Below are 18,129 nucleotides of genomic sequence, written 5' to 3'. Positions count from 1 at the left end.
TGTCCGGCACACCGACACGTGTGCACTGGAACAAGCTAGGGAGATTGCGTGTATCTGAAGAGCCTGACCCTCAAGGGGTTCAAGTCCTTCGCGTCCGCGACGACCCTGCAGCTGGAGCCGGGGATCACGTGCATCGTGGGCCCCAACGGCTCGGGCAAGTCGAACGTCGTCGACGCCCTCGCCTGGGTGATGGGTGAGGCCAGCGCCAAGAGCCTGCGCGGCGGCAAGATGGACGACGTCATCTTCGCCGGTACGACGGGGCGCCCGCCGCTCGGTCGCGCCGAGGTGATGCTGACCATCGACAACTCCGACGGTGCGCTCCCGATCGACTACTCCGAAGTCACGATCAGCCGCACCATGTTCCGCACGGGTGGCTCGGAGTACGCCATCAACGGCACGTCCTGCCGGTTGCTCGACGTCCAGGAACTGCTGAGCGACTCCGGTATCGGCCGCGAGATGCACGTCATCGTCGGCCAGGGCCAGCTCGACCAGATCCTGCACGCGACGCCGGAGGACCGGCGCGGGTTCATCGAGGAAGCGGCCGGTGTCCTCAAGCACCGCAAGCGCAAGGAGAAGGCGCTCCGCAAGCTCGACTCCACCGAGGGCAACCTGACCCGCCTCAACGACCTGCTGAGCGAGATCCGTCGCCAGCTCAAGCCGCTGGGCCGCCAGGCCGAGGTCGCCCGCCGGGCCGCCACGGTCCAGGCCGACGTCCGTGACGCCAGGGCACGCCTGCTGGCCGACGACCTCGTCACGGCCCGTACCGCGCTCGAGCAGGAGCTCGCCGACGAGAGCGTGCTGGTCACCCGGCGCGCCGAGGTCGAAGCCGCGGTGGCCGTGGCCCGCGAGCAGGAGGCCGTCCTCGAGGCGGCCCTGCGCGAAGACCTCCCCGCCCTCTCCGTGGCGCAGGAGACCCTGTCGTCGCTCAACGCACTGCGTGAGCGGTTCCGCGGCACCCACAGCCTCGCGACCGAACGAGTGCGCAACGCTGCTGGAGCTGACGCCGACGGCACCCCGGACGGACGCGATCCCGACGAACTCGAGGCCGAGGCCGCGCGTCTTGCCGAGCAGGAGGCCGGGATCGTTGCCCAGGTCGCCGAGCAGCAGACCGCTCTCGAAACGGCGGTCCAGGGTCGTCGTACCGCTGAAGAGGCGGCAGCCGCCGAGGAACGCCGGGTTGCCGGCCTGCTCCGCGCTGCTGCAGACCGACGTGAGGGGCTGGCTCGCCTGCACGGCCAGGTCAACACGCTCCGCTCCCGCGCCAGCGCCGCTGAGGAGGAGATCGGTCGCCTCTCGACCGCCCGCGCCGACGCGACGACGCGCGCCGACAAGTCCCAGCGCGACTTCACCGCCCTCGAGACCCGCGTCGCTGGACTGGACGCCGGCGAGGAAGGCCTCGACTCCGAGCACGAAGCCGCGGTCGCCCAACTCGACGACCTGGCCGAGCGTCTCGGCAAGTTGCGCGAGGAGGCCCAGCAGGCCGACCGCGACAAGGCGGGACTGACCGCTCGCAAGGAAGCCCTCGAACTCGGCCTCGCCCGCAAGGACGGCGCCGGAGCACTGCTCGCGGCCAGCGACACCGTCTCCGGCCTCCTCGGCTCCGTGGCCGCCCTGATCAACGTGCGCTCCGGCTACGAAGGCGCGGTGGCCACCGCGTTGGGTGCCGCCGCCGACGCCGTCGCCGTCACCGACGCCGACACCGCCCTTGCGGCGATCGACCACCTCAAGGCCGACGACCTCGGCCGCGCCGGTCTGTTGCTCGGTGGGGGAGAGGCCGAGGACGTCAGCCAGTGGCCCGGGTTGCCGGCCGGGGCGTCGTACGCCGCCTCCGTCGTCGACTGCCCGGCCCAGGTCCGCCCGGCGCTGAACCGCCTGCTGCGCAAGATCGCCGTCGTCGACGACCTCGCCGCTGCCCGATCGCTGGTCGCCGACCTGCCCGACGTCGTCGCAGTGACCCGCGACGGTGACCTGCTCGGTGCGCACTTCGCGTCTGGTGGCTCGAACGCCAGCCAGAGCCTGATTGAGATCCAGGCGGCGGTCGACGAGGCCACCTCGTCGCTGGCCGAGGCCATCGCGTCGTCCGAGCGGTTGTCGTTCGACCTCGCCCGGATCGAGAACGAGAAGTCCGCTGCCCAGCAGCGGGTCGACGTGGCGCTGGCGAAGCTCCACGAGTCCGACGCCACCCTCGCAGCGGTGGCCGAGGAGCTCGGCCAGCACGGTTCGCTGGCCCGCGCCGCGCGCGCCGAGGCCGAGCGGATGACCGAGGCGATCAAGCAGGCCGAGACGTCCCGCGAACAGGCGCTCGTCGGGCTGGCCGAACTCGAGCAGCGCCTTGCCAGCGCCGAGGAGGACGGCGAGGAAGAGCCCGACACCACGGAGCAGGAACGCCTCGTCGAGGTCACCCGCGCCGCCCGCCAGTCCGAGATGGAAGCGCGGCTCTCGCTGCGCACCTCCGAGGAGCGCGGCCGTGCCCTGCACGGTCGGGTCGACCAGATGCGCAAGGCCGCGCAGGCCGAGCGGCAGGCACGTGCGCGTGCCGCCGAGCGTCGCTCCCGTCTGATTGCCGAGGGACGTGCCGGACAGGCCGTCGCCACCGCAGTGACGTTCGTGCTCGCGCGGCTCGAAGGTTCGGTCGAGCAGGCCTCCCAGCGTCGTCAGGCCGTCGAGGACTCCCGCCGCGGCCGCGAGCAGGAACTGATGACCGTCCGGCAGTCGCTGCGCGACCTCGGTCGCGAGCACGAGGAGCTCGTCAGCTCGGTGCACCGCGACGAGATGGCCCGCACGCAGCAGAAGATGCGGATCGAGCAGATCGAGATCAAGGCGCTCGAGGAGCTCGGACTGGAAGCCGACGGGCTCGTCGCCGAGTACGGCCCCGACCTGCCGGTGCCGGTGCTCTACGTGCCCGAGGACGAGGCCGCCGAGGCCCCGGCTGCTGCAGCCGAGTCCGAAGAGGAGGCCGAGCCCCGCACCGTTCCCTACGTGCGCGAGGAACAGATCAAGCGCCTGCGGTCGGCCGAGCGCGCGCTGAACATGCTCGGTCGGGTGAACCCGCTCGCCCTCGAGGAGTTCACCGCGATGGAGGAGCGCCACCAGTTCCTCTCCGAGCAGCTGGAGGACCTGCGGGCCACCCGCAAGGACCTCCTCGACATCGTCAAGGACGTCGACGTACGCGTGGAGCAGGTCTTCACCGAGGCGTTCGCGGACGTCACCAAGGCCTTCGACCAAACCTTCGCCCGCCTGTTCCCGGGCGGTGAGGGCAAGCTGGTCCTGACCGACCCGTCCAACATGCTCACCACCGGCATCGAGGTCGAGGCCCGTCCGCCGGGCAAGAAGGTCAAGCGGCTCTCCCTGCTCTCCGGTGGCGAGCGCTCGCTCGTCGCGGTCGCCTTCCTGGTCGCCCTGTTCAAGGCCCGTCCGTCGCCGTTCTACATCCTCGACGAGGTCGAGGCGGCGCTCGACGACACCAACCTCGGCCGCCTGCTGGAGATCTACGAGGAGCTGCGCGAGAACTCCCAGCTCCTCGTGATCACCCACCAGAAGCGGACGATGGAGGTCGGCGACGCGCTCTACGGCGTCACCATGCGCGGCGACGGCGTCTCCGCGGTCATCAGCCAGCGCCTGCGCGAGGCCGAGAGCGCGTGACCCTGCCACTCCGGATCCGGTTCCCCTTGGGGCTCGCGATCGGCTTCCTCGCGCTCGGACTGCTGCTGCTCGTCTGGGGCCTGGTCAACGACCGGATCCCCAACGCGGTGCTGGGCGCGATGTTCCTCGTGCTCGGCGGCCTGCAGTACACGGGGGTGGCAATCATCGTCGGCGCCAAGGAGGTCCAGGTGAAGAGCGCACTGCGGACCACTGCCCGACGCGTACCCATCGAGGGCCTCGCGGACCTGAAGATCGATGGACTCAAGTTGCTCCGGGCCAGCGACGGCCTGCGGATCACCAGCATCAGCGGTGTGGCCGCCCGGTCCTCGGACGTCGAGGAACTGCGCGCCGCCATCACCGAGGCCGGAGGCACAGCATGAGTGTCTCGACAGGCTCGACCACCGGAAAGGAGCGGCCCGACCGGGCATCGTACAAGGCGTGGCGGACCGCGACCACGCGCTGGTCCGACGACGATGTCTACGGGCACCTCAACAATGCCCGGTACTTCGACCTGATCGACACCGCGGTCAACGCGCATCTCGCCGACGCCACGGGCATCGACATCCGGAACCTGCCAGCGATCGGCGTGGTGGCCGAGGTGTCGTGCCGCTACTTCGCCGAGATGGGCTACCCGCGACCCATCGAGATGGGTCTGGCGGTGGAGCGGCTCGGCAACACGTCGGTGATCTATCGGGTGGGTCTGTTCCAGGGTGACCCCGACGGCGAGGGCGCGTTCGCGTGCGCCGAGGGCCGCTTCGTCCACGTGTACGTCGACAACACCGATCCCGCACGTCCACCGACGCCGATTCCGGACATCGTCCGCGAGGCCGTTGCGCCCTTGCTGGTCTGACGGGTGGTGTGACGCTCGCCTCCCGGGCGCCTTTCCGGCGCTGTCAATGCCGGATTCCTTGAGCGCTCCGTGCACGATGGGGGAGGAAGCGATCCCTACTCGGAGGAGTCGAAAGTGCTGTTCGTCGTGCTGGCCATCCTGCTCAGCCTCGCCATCTCAGGTGTCGTGGTCCTCTACGTCGCGTATCCGCACCGCGGCGAGGCCGTCCCGTACGCCCCTTGGCTCGGCGACGCCCTCGGCAAGGCCGTCGACGCCGCGCCCGTGATCGCTGACGACGAGCGGGACCTGCTGCGCATGCAGTAACTGCCGCGTGAGCGGAGCCTGATTGGATGGGCCCATGCCTGAGTTGCTCTATCTCATCATCGGGATCGCCGTCGTCGGCGTGCTGGCCATTGTCGGCTTCGTCGGCACCCGTGTACGACGTCCCGGTCGGCTGCCCGACAAGGCACCGACCGACGTCCTCGCGCCGCCGCGCGACGCGCCGGTGGTCGAGCCTGTCGAGACTCCGACCCTCGAGGTCGAGGAACCGAGTGAGCCGACCCTCGATCGCCCCGAGAAGCCGTCGTCGCGCCTGGTTCGCCTGCGCCAGCGGCTGGCCGGCTCCAATGCGCTGGGCCGCGGCCTGCTCGGGCTGCTGAGCCGGGAGAAGCTCGACGAGGACACCTGGGAGGCCATCGAGGACCTCCTGATCGGTGCCGACATCGGCGTCGCCCCCACCCAGGAACTGGTGGAGAAGCTCCGCACCCGGCTCCGCGTCGAGGGCGGGCAGGTCCCCGACGCCCGCGCCGTCCTGCGTGAAGAACTGATCAACCTGGTCGACCCGACCATGGACCGCGCCCTGCAGGTCACCGGCGCGGACGGTGCCCCCGGCGTCGTACTCGTCGTCGGCGTGAACGGCACGGGCAAGACCACCACCGTCGGCAAGATCGCCCGGATCCTGGTCGCCGACGACCGCACCGCGCTCCTCGCGGCCGCCGACACCTTCCGTGCAGCCGCCACCGAGCAGCTCGCCACCTGGGGTGACCGGGTGGGCGTCGAGGTCGTGCGCGGCCCGGAGGGTGGCGACCCGGCCAGCGTCGCGTTCGACGCGGTCAAGCAGGGCATGGACCGCGGCGTCGACACCGTCGTGGTCGACACCGCCGGCCGCCTGCAGAACAAGCAGGGCCTGATGGACGAGCTCGGCAAGGTCAAGCGCGTCATCGAGAAGCAGGCGCCCGTCACCGAGGTGCTCCTCGTTCTCGACGCGACCACCGGCCAGAACGGCCTGATCCAGGCCAAGGTGTTCTCCGAGGTCGTCGACGTCACCGGCATCGTGCTCACCAAGCTCGACGGCTCCGCCAAGGGCGGCATCGTCATCGCCGTCCAGCGCCAGCTCGGCGTACCGGTCAAGCTGGTCGGTCTGGGCGAGGGCCCCGACGACCTGGCGCCGTTCGACGCCGCTGCGTTCGTCGACGCGCTGCTGAGCTAGCAACTGTGGGTGACCGCGCGGCTCGTCATGAGCCGCGCGGCCACCACTGCTTCATGCCCGTATCAGCCGGGTGTCAGCCGAGCCCCACGTCGTCGACGTAGAAGCTCGTGACCAACGACGAGTCGCTGCTGAACTCAAAGCTGATCACGACCTGCTGGCCCGCGTAGGCCGACAGACTGACGGAGTCCGCGACCCACGCGTTCCGGCTGGCCGTGTTCGAGCGGGTCCGCACCGTCGCCAGCAGGGTGCCGGCCGTGTTGCGGACGCGGACGTACATGTAGTCGAACGCGGTGGTCGTGCCCTCGCTCGAGTTCATCCACCACCAGTACGTCAGCGTGCCGGTGCCGCTGACCACGACCGGCTGCGAGATCCGCTCGGTGCCACTGTTGTAGCCGAGCGCCCAGACGGAATAGCTGCCCGTGCGCGGCTTCGAGGTGGTGATGAGGGGATAGCCGGCAGCGGAGTACTGCGTCCAGCCGGTGGTACCGGACTCGAAGCCGCCGTTGATCAGACCGCTCGGGGGCGGCGGCGGGGGGGCGGAGGCGGCGGGGGCGGCGGCGTCCCGCCGCCGGTGATGAACGCGGTGTAGAGCAACCGGTTCGGTGAGCCCGTGCCGGCAGCCGTCACCTTGCCCTGCGTGCTCTGGTTGACGAGTGCGTCCCGGACCGCAGCAGGTGTCGCGGTGGGGTTGGCCTTGAGATAGAGCGCCACCGCGCCGGCGACGTGGGGCGAGGCCATCGACGTACCGCTGATGGTGTTGGTGGCCGTGTCTGCCGTGGACCAGGCACCCGGGATGTTCTGACCGGGGGCGAAGATGTCCAGGCAGGTGCCGTAGTTGGAGAACGAGGCGCGTGCGTCGGTGTTGGTGGTCGCGCCGACCGTGATCGCGGCGGGCGTCCGTGCGGGCGAGACGTTGCAGGCGCTCTGGTTCTCGTTGCCGCCCGCGACGACGAAGCTGATGCCGCTGTTGATCGCGTTGGTGACGGCCGTGTCGAGAGACGAGCTCGCGCCACCGCCCAGGCTCATGTTCGCGACGGCCGGCTTGGTCGCGTTCACGCGGACCCAGTCGATTCCGGCGATCACGCCGGCGTTGCTGCCGCTGCCGTTGCAGTCCAGGACCCGCACCGGGTGGACGATCGCCTTGTCGGCGACGCCGTACGTCGCTCCGGCGACGGTGCTGGCGACGTGGGTGCCGTGACCGTTGCAGTCGTTGGCCGTCCCGCCCGACGTGACGGCGTCGAACCCGTTGCCCACACGACCTGCGAACTCCGTGTGAGTCCGGCGGATGCCCGTGTCGACGATGTACGCGTGGACCCCGGCGCCCTCGTTGATGTCGTTGTAGGAGTTGTTCAGCGGGAGGTCGCGCTGGTCGATGCGATCCAGACCCCAGGTGGGCGCTGGCGTGACGATGTCCTGCGGCCCGACGTAGTAGTCCTGTTCGACGTATGCGACGTTCGGATGGTTGCGGACGTTGTCGATGCGGTCCGGCGGGATGACCGCGGCGAAGCCCTCCAGCGCGTGGCCGTAGCTGAACTTCACCGTGGCGTTGTTCTTCGCCACCATCTCCTTCTCGGTGTCCTTCGGGGAGGCGAGCCCCGGCTTGAACACGACGATGTACTGGTTCGGCACGGGTTGGCCGGCGTTCGGGTTGCTGATGCGCGCGGACTCGGCGTCGTAGTCCGGCAGGTCGCCGGGGTGCTCGGCGCCCGGAACGCGCTTGCCGCGCGGACCGTCTGCGGGTCCCGGGCGAGAGGGATCGTCGGGCTTCGGCGCGGCCGACGCAGGGTCGGCGCCGAAGCCGGTGACGATGAGGGCGAAGAACAGCAGTCCGATGGCCGAGGCTCGGCTGCGTGATGGTGAATGCGCGGCCGCGCTACGCGCAGCCCGAACTGAGACGTGCATTGAGAAACCGCCTGTCATGGGGAGTGAGGTTCCCTCCCTGCTCCCTCCGTTCGTGACGCTAGGCCGGTGCACCGCCAGGGGCAATGGCACATCAGCACTACGTGCCAGCACGGGTGCGTCATCGCCACGCCATCGCTTCGGAGAACTCGTTACACGGCCGTAACGCGACCCCACTCCGACCGAAACCAACGGCCAGCAGTGTTCGGAGCATGGAAAACGGCTACTACACCTGGATGCTGGTGTCGGCCTCGCTCGTCCTCTTGATGACCGCGCCCGGCCTGGCGCTCTTCTACGGCGGCATGAGCCGGACCAAGTCGGTCCTCAACATGATGATGATGTCGTTCAGCGCGCTCGGCGTCGTCGGCATCGTCTACGCGTTGTGGGGCTGGTCGATGTCGTACAGCACCACGTACCTCACGGCCGACGGCGAAGCGGGCAAGGAGATCGGGAAGCTGTTCTCCAACCCGTTCAAGCAGTTCGGCCTCGAGACGACCGACCCGACCAACTACGTCTTCGTCGCGTTCCAGTTGACCTTCGCGGTGATCACCGCAGCCCTGATCAGCGGTGCGATCGCCGACCGGATGAAGTTCTCCGCCTGGCTGGTCTTCCTGCCGATCTGGGTCACCCTGTCGTACTTCCCGCTCGCCCACATGGTGTGGGGCGGCGGCTTCCTCAGTGGCGTCGAGGGCGGCCTGGCCGACCTCATCTTCTCCGGTCCCGAGGGCGCCGAGGTGGCGCCGATCGACTACGCCGGTGGCACGGTCGTGCACATCAACGCCGGTGTCGCGGGCCTGGTGCTCGCCCTGCTGATCGGCAAGCGCATCGGGTTCGGCAAGGAGCCGATGAAGCCGCACAACCTGACGCTCACGATGATCGGTGCCGGCCTGCTCTGGTTCGGTTGGTTCGGCTTCAACGTCGGCTCGATCGTCAACCTCGACGCCTACACGACCGAGACGGCGCTGGTCTGGCTCAACACCACGCTGGCCACCAGCGCCGCGATGATGGGCTGGCTGCTGATCGAGAAGATCCGCGACGGCAAGTCCACCTCGCTCGGTGCCGCGTCGGGTGTGGTCGCCGGTCTGGTCGCCATCACGCCCGCCTGCGGCAACCTCGTGCCGTGGAGCTCGATGGTGCTCGGCCTGTTCGCCGGTGGCCTCTGCGCCCTGGCGGTCGGCCTCAAGTACAAGTTCGGGTACGACGACTCGCTCGATGTCGTGGGCGTCCACCTCGTCGGTGGCCTGGTCGGCACGATCGGCGTCGGTTTCCTGGCCTCCAACGAGGGCGGACTCCTCACCGGCGGCGGCGCCCAGCAGCTCGTCGTCCAGATCGCGGTCGCGCTCTTCGCGATCGTCTGGTCGGCTCTAGCCACCCTGATCGTCGGGCTGGCGATCAAGTACACCCTGGGTCTCCGTCTCGAGGACGAGGACGAGGTCGAGGGCATCGACTTCGTCGAGCACGGAGAGTCTGCCTACGATCTGGGTACTGGCGGCGGCGCCCGTCGTGCCTCGGTCCTCACGTCGTCCACCGCATCGGAGGGAAGCGCATGAAGCTCGTCACCGCAGTCATCAAGCCGCACAAGTGGGAGGACGTCCGCGAGGCCCTCGAGGCCTTCGGCGTCACCGGAATGACCGTCAGTGAGGTCAGCGGCTACGGCCGCCAGAAGGGCCACACCGAGGTCTACCGCGGCGCGGAGTACGACATCGCCCTGGTCCCCAAGATCCGGATCGAGATCGTCGTCGACGACCCCGACACCGAGGACGTGGTCGGCATCATCACCAAGACCGCCCACACCGGCCGGATCGGTGACGGCAAGGTCTGGGTCAGCCCGGTCGAGACCGTCGTACGCGTGCGCACGGGGGACAAGGACTCCGAAGCACTCTGAGCTCGGACCGCCGAGCCAGATAGACCCTTCACGTCGGCGTAACACGTGAAGGGGGTCCTGTTACGCCCGCGAAACATTTCGACCTCAGAGTTGGCGGATGCCTGATCTGCTCCTGGTGGCCCTGTCCAATGGCACAGCCGCCGAAACCGTGTCCACAGCGGACGGCGACACCGCCTGGCTGCTCGCTGCCGCTGCGCTCGTCCTGCTGATGGCGCCCGGCCTGGCCTTCTTCTACGGCGGCATGGTCCGCTCGAAGAGCGTGCTGAACATGATGATGATGGTCTTCGGTGCACTCGCCGTCGTCATGATCGTCTGGGTGCTCATCGGCTACTCGATCGCCTTCGGTGACGACATCGGTGGGGGACTGCTCGGCGACCCGTTCCAGTACGCCGGCTTCAAGGGCATGCTCGAAGAGGTCCCCGGGGCGCCGTACCCGATCACCCTCTTCGCGGCCTTCCAGGGCCTGTTCGCGGTGATCACGGTCGGCCTGATCGCCGGTGCGATCGCGGACCGCACCCGTTTCGGCACCTGGCTGATCTTCGCCGGGCTCTGGACCGTCCTGGTCTACGCGCCCGTCGCGCACTGGATCTTCGACTTCAGCGCCGGTGACCACGTCGGTGGCTGGATGGCCAACGAACTCGGCGCCCTCGACTTCGCCGGTGGTACGGCGGTCGAGATCAACTCCGGCGCCGCCGGCCTCGCCGCCGCGCTGGTCCTCGGTCGCCGGGTCGGCTTCGGCCGCGACCCGATGAAGCCGCACAACCTGACCCTCGTCATGGTCGGCTGCGGCCTGCTGTGGTTCGGCTGGTTCGGCTTCAACGCCGGTTCGGCGCTCGGCGCCAACAACACCGCCGCCATCGTCTTCGTGAACACCCTGCTCGCCGGTTGCACCGGCCTGCTGGCCTGGCTCGGTGTCGAGCGGATCCGCGACGACCACGCCACGTCCTTCGGTGCCGCCTCCGGCGTCGTCGCGGGTCTGGTGGCCATCACGCCGTCCTGTGGCTCGGTCACTCCGATCGGCGCCATGCTGGTCGGCCTCGTCGCCGGCGCGGTCTGCGCGCTCGCGGTCGGCCTCAAGTTCACCTTCAAGTACGACGACTCGCTCGATGTGGTGGGCGTCCACCTCGTCGGTGGCCTGGTCGGCACGATCCTGATCGGCTTCCTCGCCTCGTCGTCGGTCACCAGCGTCGACGGCCTGTTCTACGGCGGCGGCGCGGACCAGCTCGGCAAGCAGTTGATCGCGGCTGGCGCGACCCTCGCGTTCTCGTTCACGATGACCGCGATCCTGGTCTACGTGCTCGACAAGACCATCGGTTTCCGGATCGATCCCGAGCACGAAATGGCGGGTGTTGACCTGATCATCCACGGTGAAACGGCGTACGACCTGAACATCACCGGCGGTGCTCGCCCCCACTTCGGTCACGGGACTGGCACCCTGCAGTCATGAAGCTCATCAGCGCGGTCGTCAAGCCGCACAAGTGGGAAGACGTCCGACAGGCGCTCGAGGCCGTCGGCGTGAACGGAATGACCGTCAGTGAGGTCAGCGGCTACGGCCGCCAGAAGGGCCACACGGAGGTGTATCGCGGTGCGGAGTACGACATCGCGATGGTGCCGAAGGTCCGAATCGAGATCGTCGCCGACGACGCCGACGTGGAGCAGATCGTCGAGACGATCACCAAGGCTGCGCAGACCGGCAAGGTCGGCGACGGCAAGATCTGGGTGACGCCCGTCGAGTCCGTGGTGCGCGTGCGCACCGGGGACACCGGATCTGCTGCGGTCTGATCGGAGCTGATCAAGCCGGATGACTGCCGCTGACCGCGTTGTACGCACCGAGGCCGCCGACGCCCTGTGCGGCAAGGCGTACGCCGACGCGGGCGGCCCGGACAGCGGCGTGGCCCTGGTCGCGGTCGGAGGGTTCGGGCGCGGCGACATGGCGCCCTACTCCGACCTGGACGTGGTGCTCGTCGCCGAGGACGACGTCCAGCAGGACTGGTTCGGCGAGTTCGCGGCGCAGGTCTGGTACCCGCTGTGGGACTCCGGCAGCAAGCTCGACCACTCGGTCCGCACCCTGTCGGAGACGATCACCGCGGCGCAGAACGACATCCGCGTCGCGTCCGGCCTGCTCGACATCCGGCACATCGCGGGTGACTACAGCCTCGCGCTCCGGCTGCGCGCCACGGTCCTGGCCCAGTGGCGCCGGCAGGCGCGGCAGCGGTTGCCGGAACTCCACGAGATGGTGCGCACCCGGCACCGCCTCATCGGTGAGCTCGCGCACCTGTCGATGCCCGACCTCAAGGAGTCCGAAGGCGGGCTCCGTGACGCGACGGTCCTCAAGAGCCTGACCGCGACCTGGTTGGTCGATGTGTCTGCCGCCGACCTCGAACGCTGCCGCGGCCAGTTGCTCGACGTCCGCGACGTGCTGCACACGGCCGCCGGACGCGGCACCGACCGGATCGCGCCCGAGCACTGGGGCCCGGTCGCCGAGGGACTCGACCTGCCCGACGAGCGCGCCGCACAACGACACGTCCGCGAACTCGGTCGCCGGGTGACCCACCTGTCGCGGCTCGCCTGGCGCCGGACGGACGACGCCCTTCGTCGTACTCCTGCGGCGAAGCCGCGGCGCCCCGAGCTCACCCGACTGGCGCCGGGAGTGGCGCTGTCGCAGGGCGAAGTGGTGCTCGACAAGGGCGCGCGGCCCGCGAGCGACCCGGTGCTGCTGCTGCGTGCTGCGGCCGAGGCGGCCACCCGCGACGTGGTGCTCGCACCGCCGACCGCGGCCCGCCTGGTCCGGGAGTGCCCGCCGCTGCCGGTGCCGTGGCCCGACGAGGCCCGCCAGCAGATGGTGCGCCTGCTCGCGGCCGGTCACGGACTGCTCCCCGTGTGGGAGACCCTCGACGAGACCGGCGCGCTCGCGATGATCCTTCCCGAGTGGGAACGGATCCGGTTGCTGCCCCACGCCTCGGTGATCCACCGCTTCACCGTCGACCGCCACGTCGTCGAAACCTGCGTCGAAGCGGCCTCGCTGATCCGCGGCGTCTCGCGCCCGGACGTCCTGGTCGTCGCTGCCCTGCTGCACGACATCGGTAAGGGGGACCTGACCGAGCACAGCGTCGCCGGAGCTCCGATCGCCCGCGAGATCGCGGGCCGGATGGGCTTCGACGACGACGAGGTCGACCTGATCAGCCAGCTGGTGCGCTGGCACCTGCTGCTCGCCGACATCGCGACCACCCGCGACCCCGACGATCCGGCCACCCTCGACGCACTCACCGAGCACATCCGGACGCCCGAGGCGCTCGCCCTGCTCACCGCGTTGACCGAGGCCGACGCAAAGGCCGCCTCCCCGAAGGCCTGGTCGTCGTGGCGGGCCGGTCTGGTCCTGGACCTGTCCCGCCGTGCCCGCGCCTCGCTGGAGCGGGGGAGCGTGCCGCCCGCGTTCCGGGTCGAGGAGATCGAGATCCCGGCCGCGGCGACCCGCGGCGAACTCGCCATCTCCATCGAACCCGTCGCCGACGGGTCCCGCGTCACCACCGTCGGCCCGGACCGGGTCGGCCTGCTGGCCAGCGTCGCCGCGACCTTCGCCCTTCGCCGGGTCCCGATCCGGGCCGCGCGCATCTGGTCCCAGGGCGAGTACGGGGTTTCGGTGTGGGACGTGGCCGACGAGTTCCTCAACGCCGGCGCACTGCGCGACCAGTACGACGCGATCTCGGAGGGCCGCGTCGACGTCGCCACCCGACTGGCCCCGCGACCTCCTGCCCCCGGCGAACTCGCGCCCACGGTCGTCGTACGACCGGAAGCGAGCGACCACGCCACGGTCATCGAGGTGCGCGCGGCCGACCGGCTCGGCGTGGTCTTCCAGGTCAGTTCGGCGCTCGCAGCGATGGACATGACGGTGCGCTCGGCGCACGTCTCCACGCTCGGGCCGCAGGCGGTCGACGTGTTCTACGTGCAGGAGGCGTCGGCCGGCGCACTGTCGGAGACCCGATCGGCCGAGGCTGCGCACGCGGTGCGTGCGGCGATCACCGGCGCCTGATCCGCGCCGTCCCCTTCACCAGGTCGACCTTGACCGGCAGGTCGTCGTCATCGGGGCTCGGGATGACCGGGCCCTGGTTGTTGTGCGACTTCAGGTCACGATCGGCGCGGGCCCGGGCGGGGTCGAACACGTCGATGAAGTTGCCCAGACCGTCGGCCACGCCGCCGCCGACACCGTTGTCCGAGCGCAGGATCCGGTGGCCCGCCGCGATCACCAGCACCAGGACCAGAAGTCCGGCGATGGTGAAGACGGCGATGGTCATGCAATCGAGTCTAGATCCCTGAACTAGAGTGGTTTCCGGCCTGCAACGGCCGCCCCTGCACTTCGACCCGGCTCATTTCCCGTCTCCGCGAGGACCCGCTCTTGTTCGCCACACTGTCCGACCGCCTCACCGCGACCTTCAAGAACCTCCGCGGCAAGGGCCGGCTCTCCGAGGCCGACATCGACGCCACCGCCCGGGAGATCCGGATCGCGCTGCTCGAGGCCGACGTCGCCCTGCCCGTGGTCAAGGACTTCGTGGCGGCGATCAAGGAGCGCGCCCGCGGCGAAGAGGTCAGCGGTGCGCTGAACCCGGCGCAGCAGGTCGTGAAGATCGTCAACGAGGAACTGGTCCAGATCCTCGGCGGCGAGACCCGTCGCTTGCGCTACGCCAAGACCGGCCCGACCGTGATCATGCTCGCCGGTCTCCAGGGTGCCGGTAAGACCACGCTGGCCGCGAAGCTCGCGCTCTGGCTCAAGGAGCAGGGCAAGACCCCGCTCCTGGTGGCCTGCGACCTCCAGCGCCCCAATGCCGTCCAGCAACTCCAGGTCAACGGCGAGAAGGTCGGCGTCCCCGTCTTCGCGCCCGAGGTCGGCAACGGCGTCGGTGATCCCGTGTCCGTCGCCCGTGCCTCGATCGAGGAGGCCAAGCGCAAGCTGCACGACGTCGTGATCGTCGACACCGCGGGTCGCCTCGGTGTGGACAGCGAAATGATGGCGCAGGCCATCGGCATCCGCGACGCGGTCCAGCCGGACGAGACCCTGTTCGTCGTCGACGCGATGATCGGGCAGGACGCCCTGACCACCGCGCAGGCGTTCCTCGACGGCGTCGGGTACGACGGCGTCGTGCTCACCAAGCTCGACGGTGACGCCCGCGGTGGTGCAGCGTTGTCGATCCGCCACGTCACCGGCCGCCCGGTCATGTTCGCCTCCACGGGCGAGAAGCTCACCGACTTCGACGTCTTCCACCCCGATCGGATGGCCTCGCGCATCCTCGACATGGGTGACGTGCTGACCCTGATCGAGCAGGCGGAGAAGGCCTTCGACCAGGAGGAGGCGCTCAAGACTGCGCAGAAGCTCAGCGACGGCGACTTCACCCTCGATGACTTCCTGTCGCAGATGCAGCAGCTGAAGAAGCTGGGCTCGATGACCAGCATCCTCAAGATGCTCCCCGGCATGGGTCAGATCCGTGAGCAGCTCGACAACTTCGACGAGCGCGAGATCGACCGCGTCGAGGCGATCATCCGATCGATGACCCCGGCCGAGCGGGCCAACCCCAAGCTCATCGACGGCTCGCGTCGCTCCCGCATCGCCAAGGGTTCGGGTCGCTCCGTCACCGAGATCAACGGGCTGGTGGACCGTTTCTTCGAGGCCCGCAAGATGATGATGCAGATGGCCCGCGGTGGCGGCATGCCCGGAATGCCGGGGATGCCCGGCATGGGTGCCGGTGCCGGTGCCAAACGCGTCACGGCCAAGCAGAAGGCGAAGACCAAGGCCAAGGGCGGCCAGCGCAAGTCCGGCAACCCGGCCAAGGCCGCGCAGGAAGCTGCCGCAGCCAAGGCAAAGGCAGCCGAGGCCAAGCCGAACCCGTTCGGCATCGGCGAGGACATCGACTACGAAGCCGCCGCGGCCCAACTGGAACTCCCGAAGGACTTCTCGAAGTTCCTGAAGTAGGCGGCGCCGCGACATGTCGACCGTGAGCCGGGCACTCCGCCTGGCAGGCGAGAACCCCGGGAGCCCGGTGCCGTGTCCGGTCTGCGTCGCCGGCGTGAAGGGTGCGAACCTCGAGCGTCACCTCGGCAAGGTCCACCAGGGCGTTGCCGAGGCCGATGGCGCGCACGGGTCGCGTTGGGGAGGGCCTGAACGCATCGGCTCGCGTTGGTTGCTCGGTGTCGCCCTCCTGGCGGGTGCCGCGGCAGCCGCGTACACCGTGGCGTCGGGGAACCAGGACGACCGGATCATCCTCGGTGGCATCGGCCTGGTCGCCGTGGCAATGATCGTCTGGGGTGCCGTGGCCTGGGGTGCGCCGTTGTTCCCCGGCCGGTTGCGCGTCGACGAGCGTGGCGTCGTACTGCGGCACTCCTACGGGCTGGGTCGGCGTCGGCTTCGCACGATCGACCGGGTGGTTCTCGGTGGGGCCTGGGAGAGTCGGCCGACGGGCAACTCCGGCAATGACGACACCTACGAGAGTGTTGACGTCCGGGTCGGCAGCTACCTCCAACTGGTTGCCGGGCGTCGGCGGATCACGGTTCACTGCCGCACCGCGGGCGTCGTACGCACGACCTGGACCGGCTGGCAGCAGGGCGCGAAGCGCAAACGCGTCGACATCACCCTTGACCCCGCCGAGTTCGTCGCGCTGCAGTTCGCGCTCTGGGAGATCGGTGTCCTCGCTCCCCGCCCGGCCGGCGGAGCAGACGGGGATTCCCGATGACCGCCACCCTGATTGTCGACGGCGCCAACGTCGTGGGCGCTCGCCCTGACGGTTGGTGGAAGGACCGCGCCGGCGCGGCCCTTCGGCTGCACGACCAGTTGCTCGTCGCCGACATCGAGTACGACGTCGTCGTACTCGTGCTCGAGGGGCAGGCCAAGGGCGGCGTGCGCGCAGGCCGGGACGCCCACGTACGCACCGTCCACGCCCCCAAGGACGGCGACGCCACGATCGTCGAGGAAGCGCGCAAGGCAGTCGAGAAGGCCGCCGCGAAGGGTGGCCGGGTCGTGGTGGTGACCGCCGATCGCGCCCTCGACGCCCGCGTCCACGGCGCGGGGGCCACGACGCTCTCACCCACCTGGCTGCTGTCCCGCCTCTGACGCACGCGAGGTGCGGAGGTTTCTCTGTCGAAGTGCGCCGGTTTCTCACTCGAGGTGCGGAGGTTTCTCCGTCGGGGCAGAAACCCTCGAACCTCGAGTGAGAAACCCTCGCACCTCGAGTGAGAAACCCCCGCACCTCGTGCATTGGTAGCGTCGGCCGGGTGAGTGCGCTGAGGTTCTCCGGACCGGTCCTGCCCGACGGTGACGTGCGGGAGGTGTACGTCGTCGACGGCCTGATCACCTACGAACGGCCATCGGGCGCGGAGACGGTCGGCGAGGGGTGGATCGTGCCCGGTCTGGTCGACGCGCACAACCACCTCGGTCTCGAGGACGGGGGAGCGACGTCCGACGAGGTCATCGAGGAGCAGGCGCTGGCCGACCGCGCCAATGGTGTCCTGTTGGTGCGTGACTGCGGCTCACCTGCGGACACCCGCTGGGTGCACGAGCGCGAGGACCTGCCGCGGTTGATCCGCTGCGGTCGCCACGTCGCCCGGACACAGCGCTACATCCGGAACTACGGCCACGAGGTCGAACCCGATGGCCTGCCCGACATCGTGGGGGAGCAGGCGCAGGCCGGCGACGGATGGGTGAAGCTGGTCGGTGACTGGATCTCCCGTGACGCCGGCGACCTGGTGCCGTCGTTCCCCGACGATGCCGTTGCCGCAGCGATCGGCGTCGCCCATGCGCACGGCGCGAAGGTGACGGCCCACTGCTTCGGCGAGGCGGCCCTGTCGCCGCTGCTCGATGCCGGGATCGACTGCATCGAGCACGGCACCGGCCTCACCGAGGCGCACATTGCCCGGATGGTCGCCCAGGGCGTCGCGCTGGTGCCGACCGTGTTGCAGACCGACAAGCTCTCCGGGTTCGCCGACGCGGGCCGCAGCAAGTTCCCGGCCTACGCCAGCACGATGGAATCGCTGCACCGCACCCGTCGCGACGTCCTCATGAATGCGTACGACGCCGGGGTGGCCCTCTACGTCGGCAGTGACGGTGGAGGGTCGACCCGCCACGGAGTCCTTCACGAAGAGATCCGCGCGATGGTGGAGATGGGCCTGCCGGCCGAGTACGTGCTGGGCGCCGCGTCCTGGCGGGGCCGGGCCTGGCTCGGCTGGAACCCTGGCCTCGACGAGGGCGACCCGGCCGACTTCGTGGTCTACCCCCGCGACCCCGTCGCGGACCTGTCGGTGCTGGCCGAGCCGGCGTACGTCGTACTGCGCGGCAAGGTCGTCAGCTGACCCCTTCGGGCAATGATCCGAAAGGGATGTATCAGGGCGGTCGGTAGCGCCTCC

Annotated in this window: 17 protein-coding genes; 14 read left to right on the top strand and 3 right to left on the bottom strand. The window is 69.6% G+C overall.

What is annotated here, in order from left to right:
* The first annotated feature begins 48 nt into the window (after positions 1 to 48).
* The 5 genes from smc (at position 49) to ftsY (ending at position 5,960) form a co-directional block, all read left to right on the top strand.
* Complete coding sequence (gene smc / locus HRC28_RS19960) at positions 49 to 3,642, top strand: chromosome segregation protein SMC (RefSeq protein WP_182377146.1); 3,594 nt, start codon at positions 49 to 51, stop codon at positions 3,640 to 3,642.
* Positions 3,639 to 4,022 carry a hypothetical protein gene (locus HRC28_RS19955; protein ID WP_182377145.1) on the top strand — a complete coding sequence of 128 codons (384 nt, stop codon included), beginning with the start codon at positions 3,639 to 3,641 and terminating at the stop codon, positions 4,020 to 4,022. The genes smc and HRC28_RS19955 overlap by 4 nt, the downstream gene beginning before the upstream one ends.
* Positions 4,019 to 4,492: a thioesterase family protein gene (locus HRC28_RS19950; protein WP_182377144.1), complete on the top strand. Its 474-nt coding sequence runs from the start codon at positions 4,019 to 4,021 to the stop codon at positions 4,490 to 4,492. The genes HRC28_RS19955 and HRC28_RS19950 overlap by 4 nt, the downstream gene beginning before the upstream one ends.
* Before the next feature lie 114 nt (positions 4,493 to 4,606).
* The gene (locus HRC28_RS19945) at positions 4,607 to 4,795 is read left to right on the top strand and encodes a hypothetical protein (RefSeq protein ID WP_182377143.1); all 189 of its coding nucleotides are present in this window, start codon (positions 4,607 to 4,609) and stop codon (positions 4,793 to 4,795) included.
* A gap of 34 nt (positions 4,796 to 4,829) precedes the next feature.
* The gene (ftsY, locus tag HRC28_RS19940; RefSeq protein ID WP_182377142.1) at positions 4,830 to 5,960 is read left to right on the top strand and encodes a signal recognition particle-docking protein FtsY; all 1,131 of its coding nucleotides are present in this window, start codon (positions 4,830 to 4,832) and stop codon (positions 5,958 to 5,960) included.
* Positions 5,961 to 6,033: 73 nt separating this feature from the next.
* Here the strand turns inward: ftsY and HRC28_RS19935 are convergent, their stop codons facing one another.
* Together HRC28_RS19935 and HRC28_RS19930 are read right to left on the bottom strand one after the other, a co-directional pair.
* Positions 6,034 to 6,315: a choice-of-anchor J domain-containing protein gene (locus tag HRC28_RS19935; RefSeq protein WP_182377141.1), complete on the bottom strand. Its 282-nt coding sequence runs from the start codon at positions 6,313 to 6,315 to the stop codon at positions 6,034 to 6,036.
* A 152-nt stretch (positions 6,316 to 6,467) separates the two neighbouring features.
* Positions 6,468 to 7,862 (bottom strand): S8 family peptidase, encoded by a 1,395-nt coding sequence (locus tag HRC28_RS19930; protein WP_182377140.1) that lies wholly within the window; start codon positions 7,860 to 7,862, stop codon positions 6,468 to 6,470.
* A gap of 209 nt (positions 7,863 to 8,071) precedes the next feature.
* Here HRC28_RS19930 and HRC28_RS19925 point away from each other — a divergent pair, with 209 nt between their 5' ends.
* The 5 genes from HRC28_RS19925 (at position 8,072) to HRC28_RS19905 (ending at position 13,774) form a co-directional block, all read left to right on the top strand.
* Positions 8,072 to 9,409 (top strand): ammonium transporter, encoded by a 1,338-nt coding sequence (locus tag HRC28_RS19925; RefSeq protein ID WP_202033133.1) that lies wholly within the window; start codon positions 8,072 to 8,074, stop codon positions 9,407 to 9,409.
* Positions 9,406 to 9,744 carry a P-II family nitrogen regulator gene (locus HRC28_RS19920; protein WP_056714250.1) on the top strand — a complete coding sequence of 113 codons (339 nt, stop codon included), beginning with the start codon at positions 9,406 to 9,408 and terminating at the stop codon, positions 9,742 to 9,744. Before HRC28_RS19925 ends, HRC28_RS19920 begins: the two co-directional genes overlap by 4 nt.
* A 97-nt stretch (positions 9,745 to 9,841) precedes the next feature.
* Entirely contained in the window at positions 9,842 to 11,191 is a 1,350-nt protein-coding gene (locus tag HRC28_RS19915; RefSeq protein ID WP_182377139.1) for an ammonium transporter, read from the top strand.
* Positions 11,188 to 11,526, top strand: a complete 339-nt coding sequence (locus HRC28_RS19910; protein WP_056714252.1) for a P-II family nitrogen regulator — start codon at positions 11,188 to 11,190, stop codon at positions 11,524 to 11,526. The genes HRC28_RS19915 and HRC28_RS19910 overlap by 4 nt, the downstream gene beginning before the upstream one ends.
* A 19-nt stretch (positions 11,527 to 11,545) precedes the next feature.
* Positions 11,546 to 13,774 carry a [protein-PII] uridylyltransferase gene (locus tag HRC28_RS19905; RefSeq protein ID WP_182377138.1) on the top strand — a complete coding sequence of 743 codons (2,229 nt, stop codon included), beginning with the start codon at positions 11,546 to 11,548 and terminating at the stop codon, positions 13,772 to 13,774.
* Here the strand turns inward: HRC28_RS19905 and HRC28_RS19900 are convergent.
* Positions 13,761 to 14,036 carry a hypothetical protein gene (locus HRC28_RS19900; RefSeq protein WP_182377137.1) on the bottom strand — a complete coding sequence of 92 codons (276 nt, stop codon included), beginning with the start codon at positions 14,034 to 14,036 and terminating at the stop codon, positions 13,761 to 13,763. The two genes, HRC28_RS19905 and HRC28_RS19900, sit on opposite strands and share 14 nt — an antisense overlap.
* Positions 14,037 to 14,137: 101 nt before the next feature.
* Here HRC28_RS19900 and ffh point away from each other — a divergent pair, with 101 nt between their 5' ends.
* The 4 genes from ffh to HRC28_RS19880 all read left to right on the top strand — a co-directional run bounded on the left by ffh (position 14,138) and on the right by HRC28_RS19880 (position 18,075).
* Positions 14,138 to 15,706 carry a signal recognition particle protein gene (ffh, locus tag HRC28_RS19895; protein ID WP_182377136.1) on the top strand — a complete coding sequence of 523 codons (1,569 nt, stop codon included), beginning with the start codon at positions 14,138 to 14,140 and terminating at the stop codon, positions 15,704 to 15,706.
* A gap of 13 nt (positions 15,707 to 15,719) precedes the next feature.
* Positions 15,720 to 16,463 (top strand): hypothetical protein, encoded by a 744-nt coding sequence (locus HRC28_RS19890; protein ID WP_182377135.1) that lies wholly within the window; start codon positions 15,720 to 15,722, stop codon positions 16,461 to 16,463.
* The gene (locus HRC28_RS19885) at positions 16,460 to 16,840 is read left to right on the top strand and encodes an NYN domain-containing protein (protein ID WP_182377134.1); all 381 of its coding nucleotides are present in this window, start codon (positions 16,460 to 16,462) and stop codon (positions 16,838 to 16,840) included. The genes HRC28_RS19890 and HRC28_RS19885 overlap by 4 nt, the downstream gene beginning before the upstream one ends.
* Positions 16,841 to 17,001: 161 nt before the next feature.
* On the top strand, positions 17,002 to 18,075 hold the full coding sequence (locus HRC28_RS19880) for an amidohydrolase family protein (RefSeq protein ID WP_182377133.1): 1,074 nt from the start codon (positions 17,002 to 17,004) through the stop codon (positions 18,073 to 18,075).
* Positions 18,076 to 18,129 lie beyond the last annotated feature (54 nt).

The sequence above is a fragment of the Nocardioides sp. WS12 genome (genome assembly GCF_014108865.1).
Taxonomy (GTDB): domain Bacteria; phylum Actinomycetota; class Actinomycetes; order Propionibacteriales; family Nocardioidaceae; genus Nocardioides.
This window is presented reverse-complemented; position numbering and strand designations above follow the sequence as displayed.

Coding starts and splice junctions, on each gene's coding strand:
- HRC28_RS19925 (WP_202033133.1), top strand. CDS start 8,072: ATGGAAAACGGCTACTACACCTGGATGCTGGTGTCGGCCTCGCTCGTC.
- HRC28_RS19890 (WP_182377135.1), top strand. CDS start 15,720: ATGTCGACCGTGAGCCGGGCACTCCGCCTGGCAGGCGAGAACCCCGGG.
- ftsY (WP_182377142.1), top strand. CDS start 4,830: ATGCCTGAGTTGCTCTATCTCATCATCGGGATCGCCGTCGTCGGCGTG.
- HRC28_RS19915 (WP_182377139.1), top strand. CDS start 9,842: ATGCCTGATCTGCTCCTGGTGGCCCTGTCCAATGGCACAGCCGCCGAA.
- HRC28_RS19910 (WP_056714252.1), top strand. CDS start 11,188: ATGAAGCTCATCAGCGCGGTCGTCAAGCCGCACAAGTGGGAAGACGTC.
- HRC28_RS19885 (WP_182377134.1), top strand. CDS start 16,460: ATGACCGCCACCCTGATTGTCGACGGCGCCAACGTCGTGGGCGCTCGC.
- HRC28_RS19905 (WP_182377138.1), top strand. CDS start 11,546: ATGACTGCCGCTGACCGCGTTGTACGCACCGAGGCCGCCGACGCCCTG.
- HRC28_RS19930 (WP_182377140.1), bottom strand. CDS start 7,862: ATGCACGTCTCAGTTCGGGCTGCGCGTAGCGCGGCCGCGCATTCACCA.
- HRC28_RS19900 (WP_182377137.1), bottom strand. CDS start 14,036: ATGACCATCGCCGTCTTCACCATCGCCGGACTTCTGGTCCTGGTGCTG.
- HRC28_RS19950 (WP_182377144.1), top strand. CDS start 4,019: ATGAGTGTCTCGACAGGCTCGACCACCGGAAAGGAGCGGCCCGACCGG.
- HRC28_RS19920 (WP_056714250.1), top strand. CDS start 9,406: ATGAAGCTCGTCACCGCAGTCATCAAGCCGCACAAGTGGGAGGACGTC.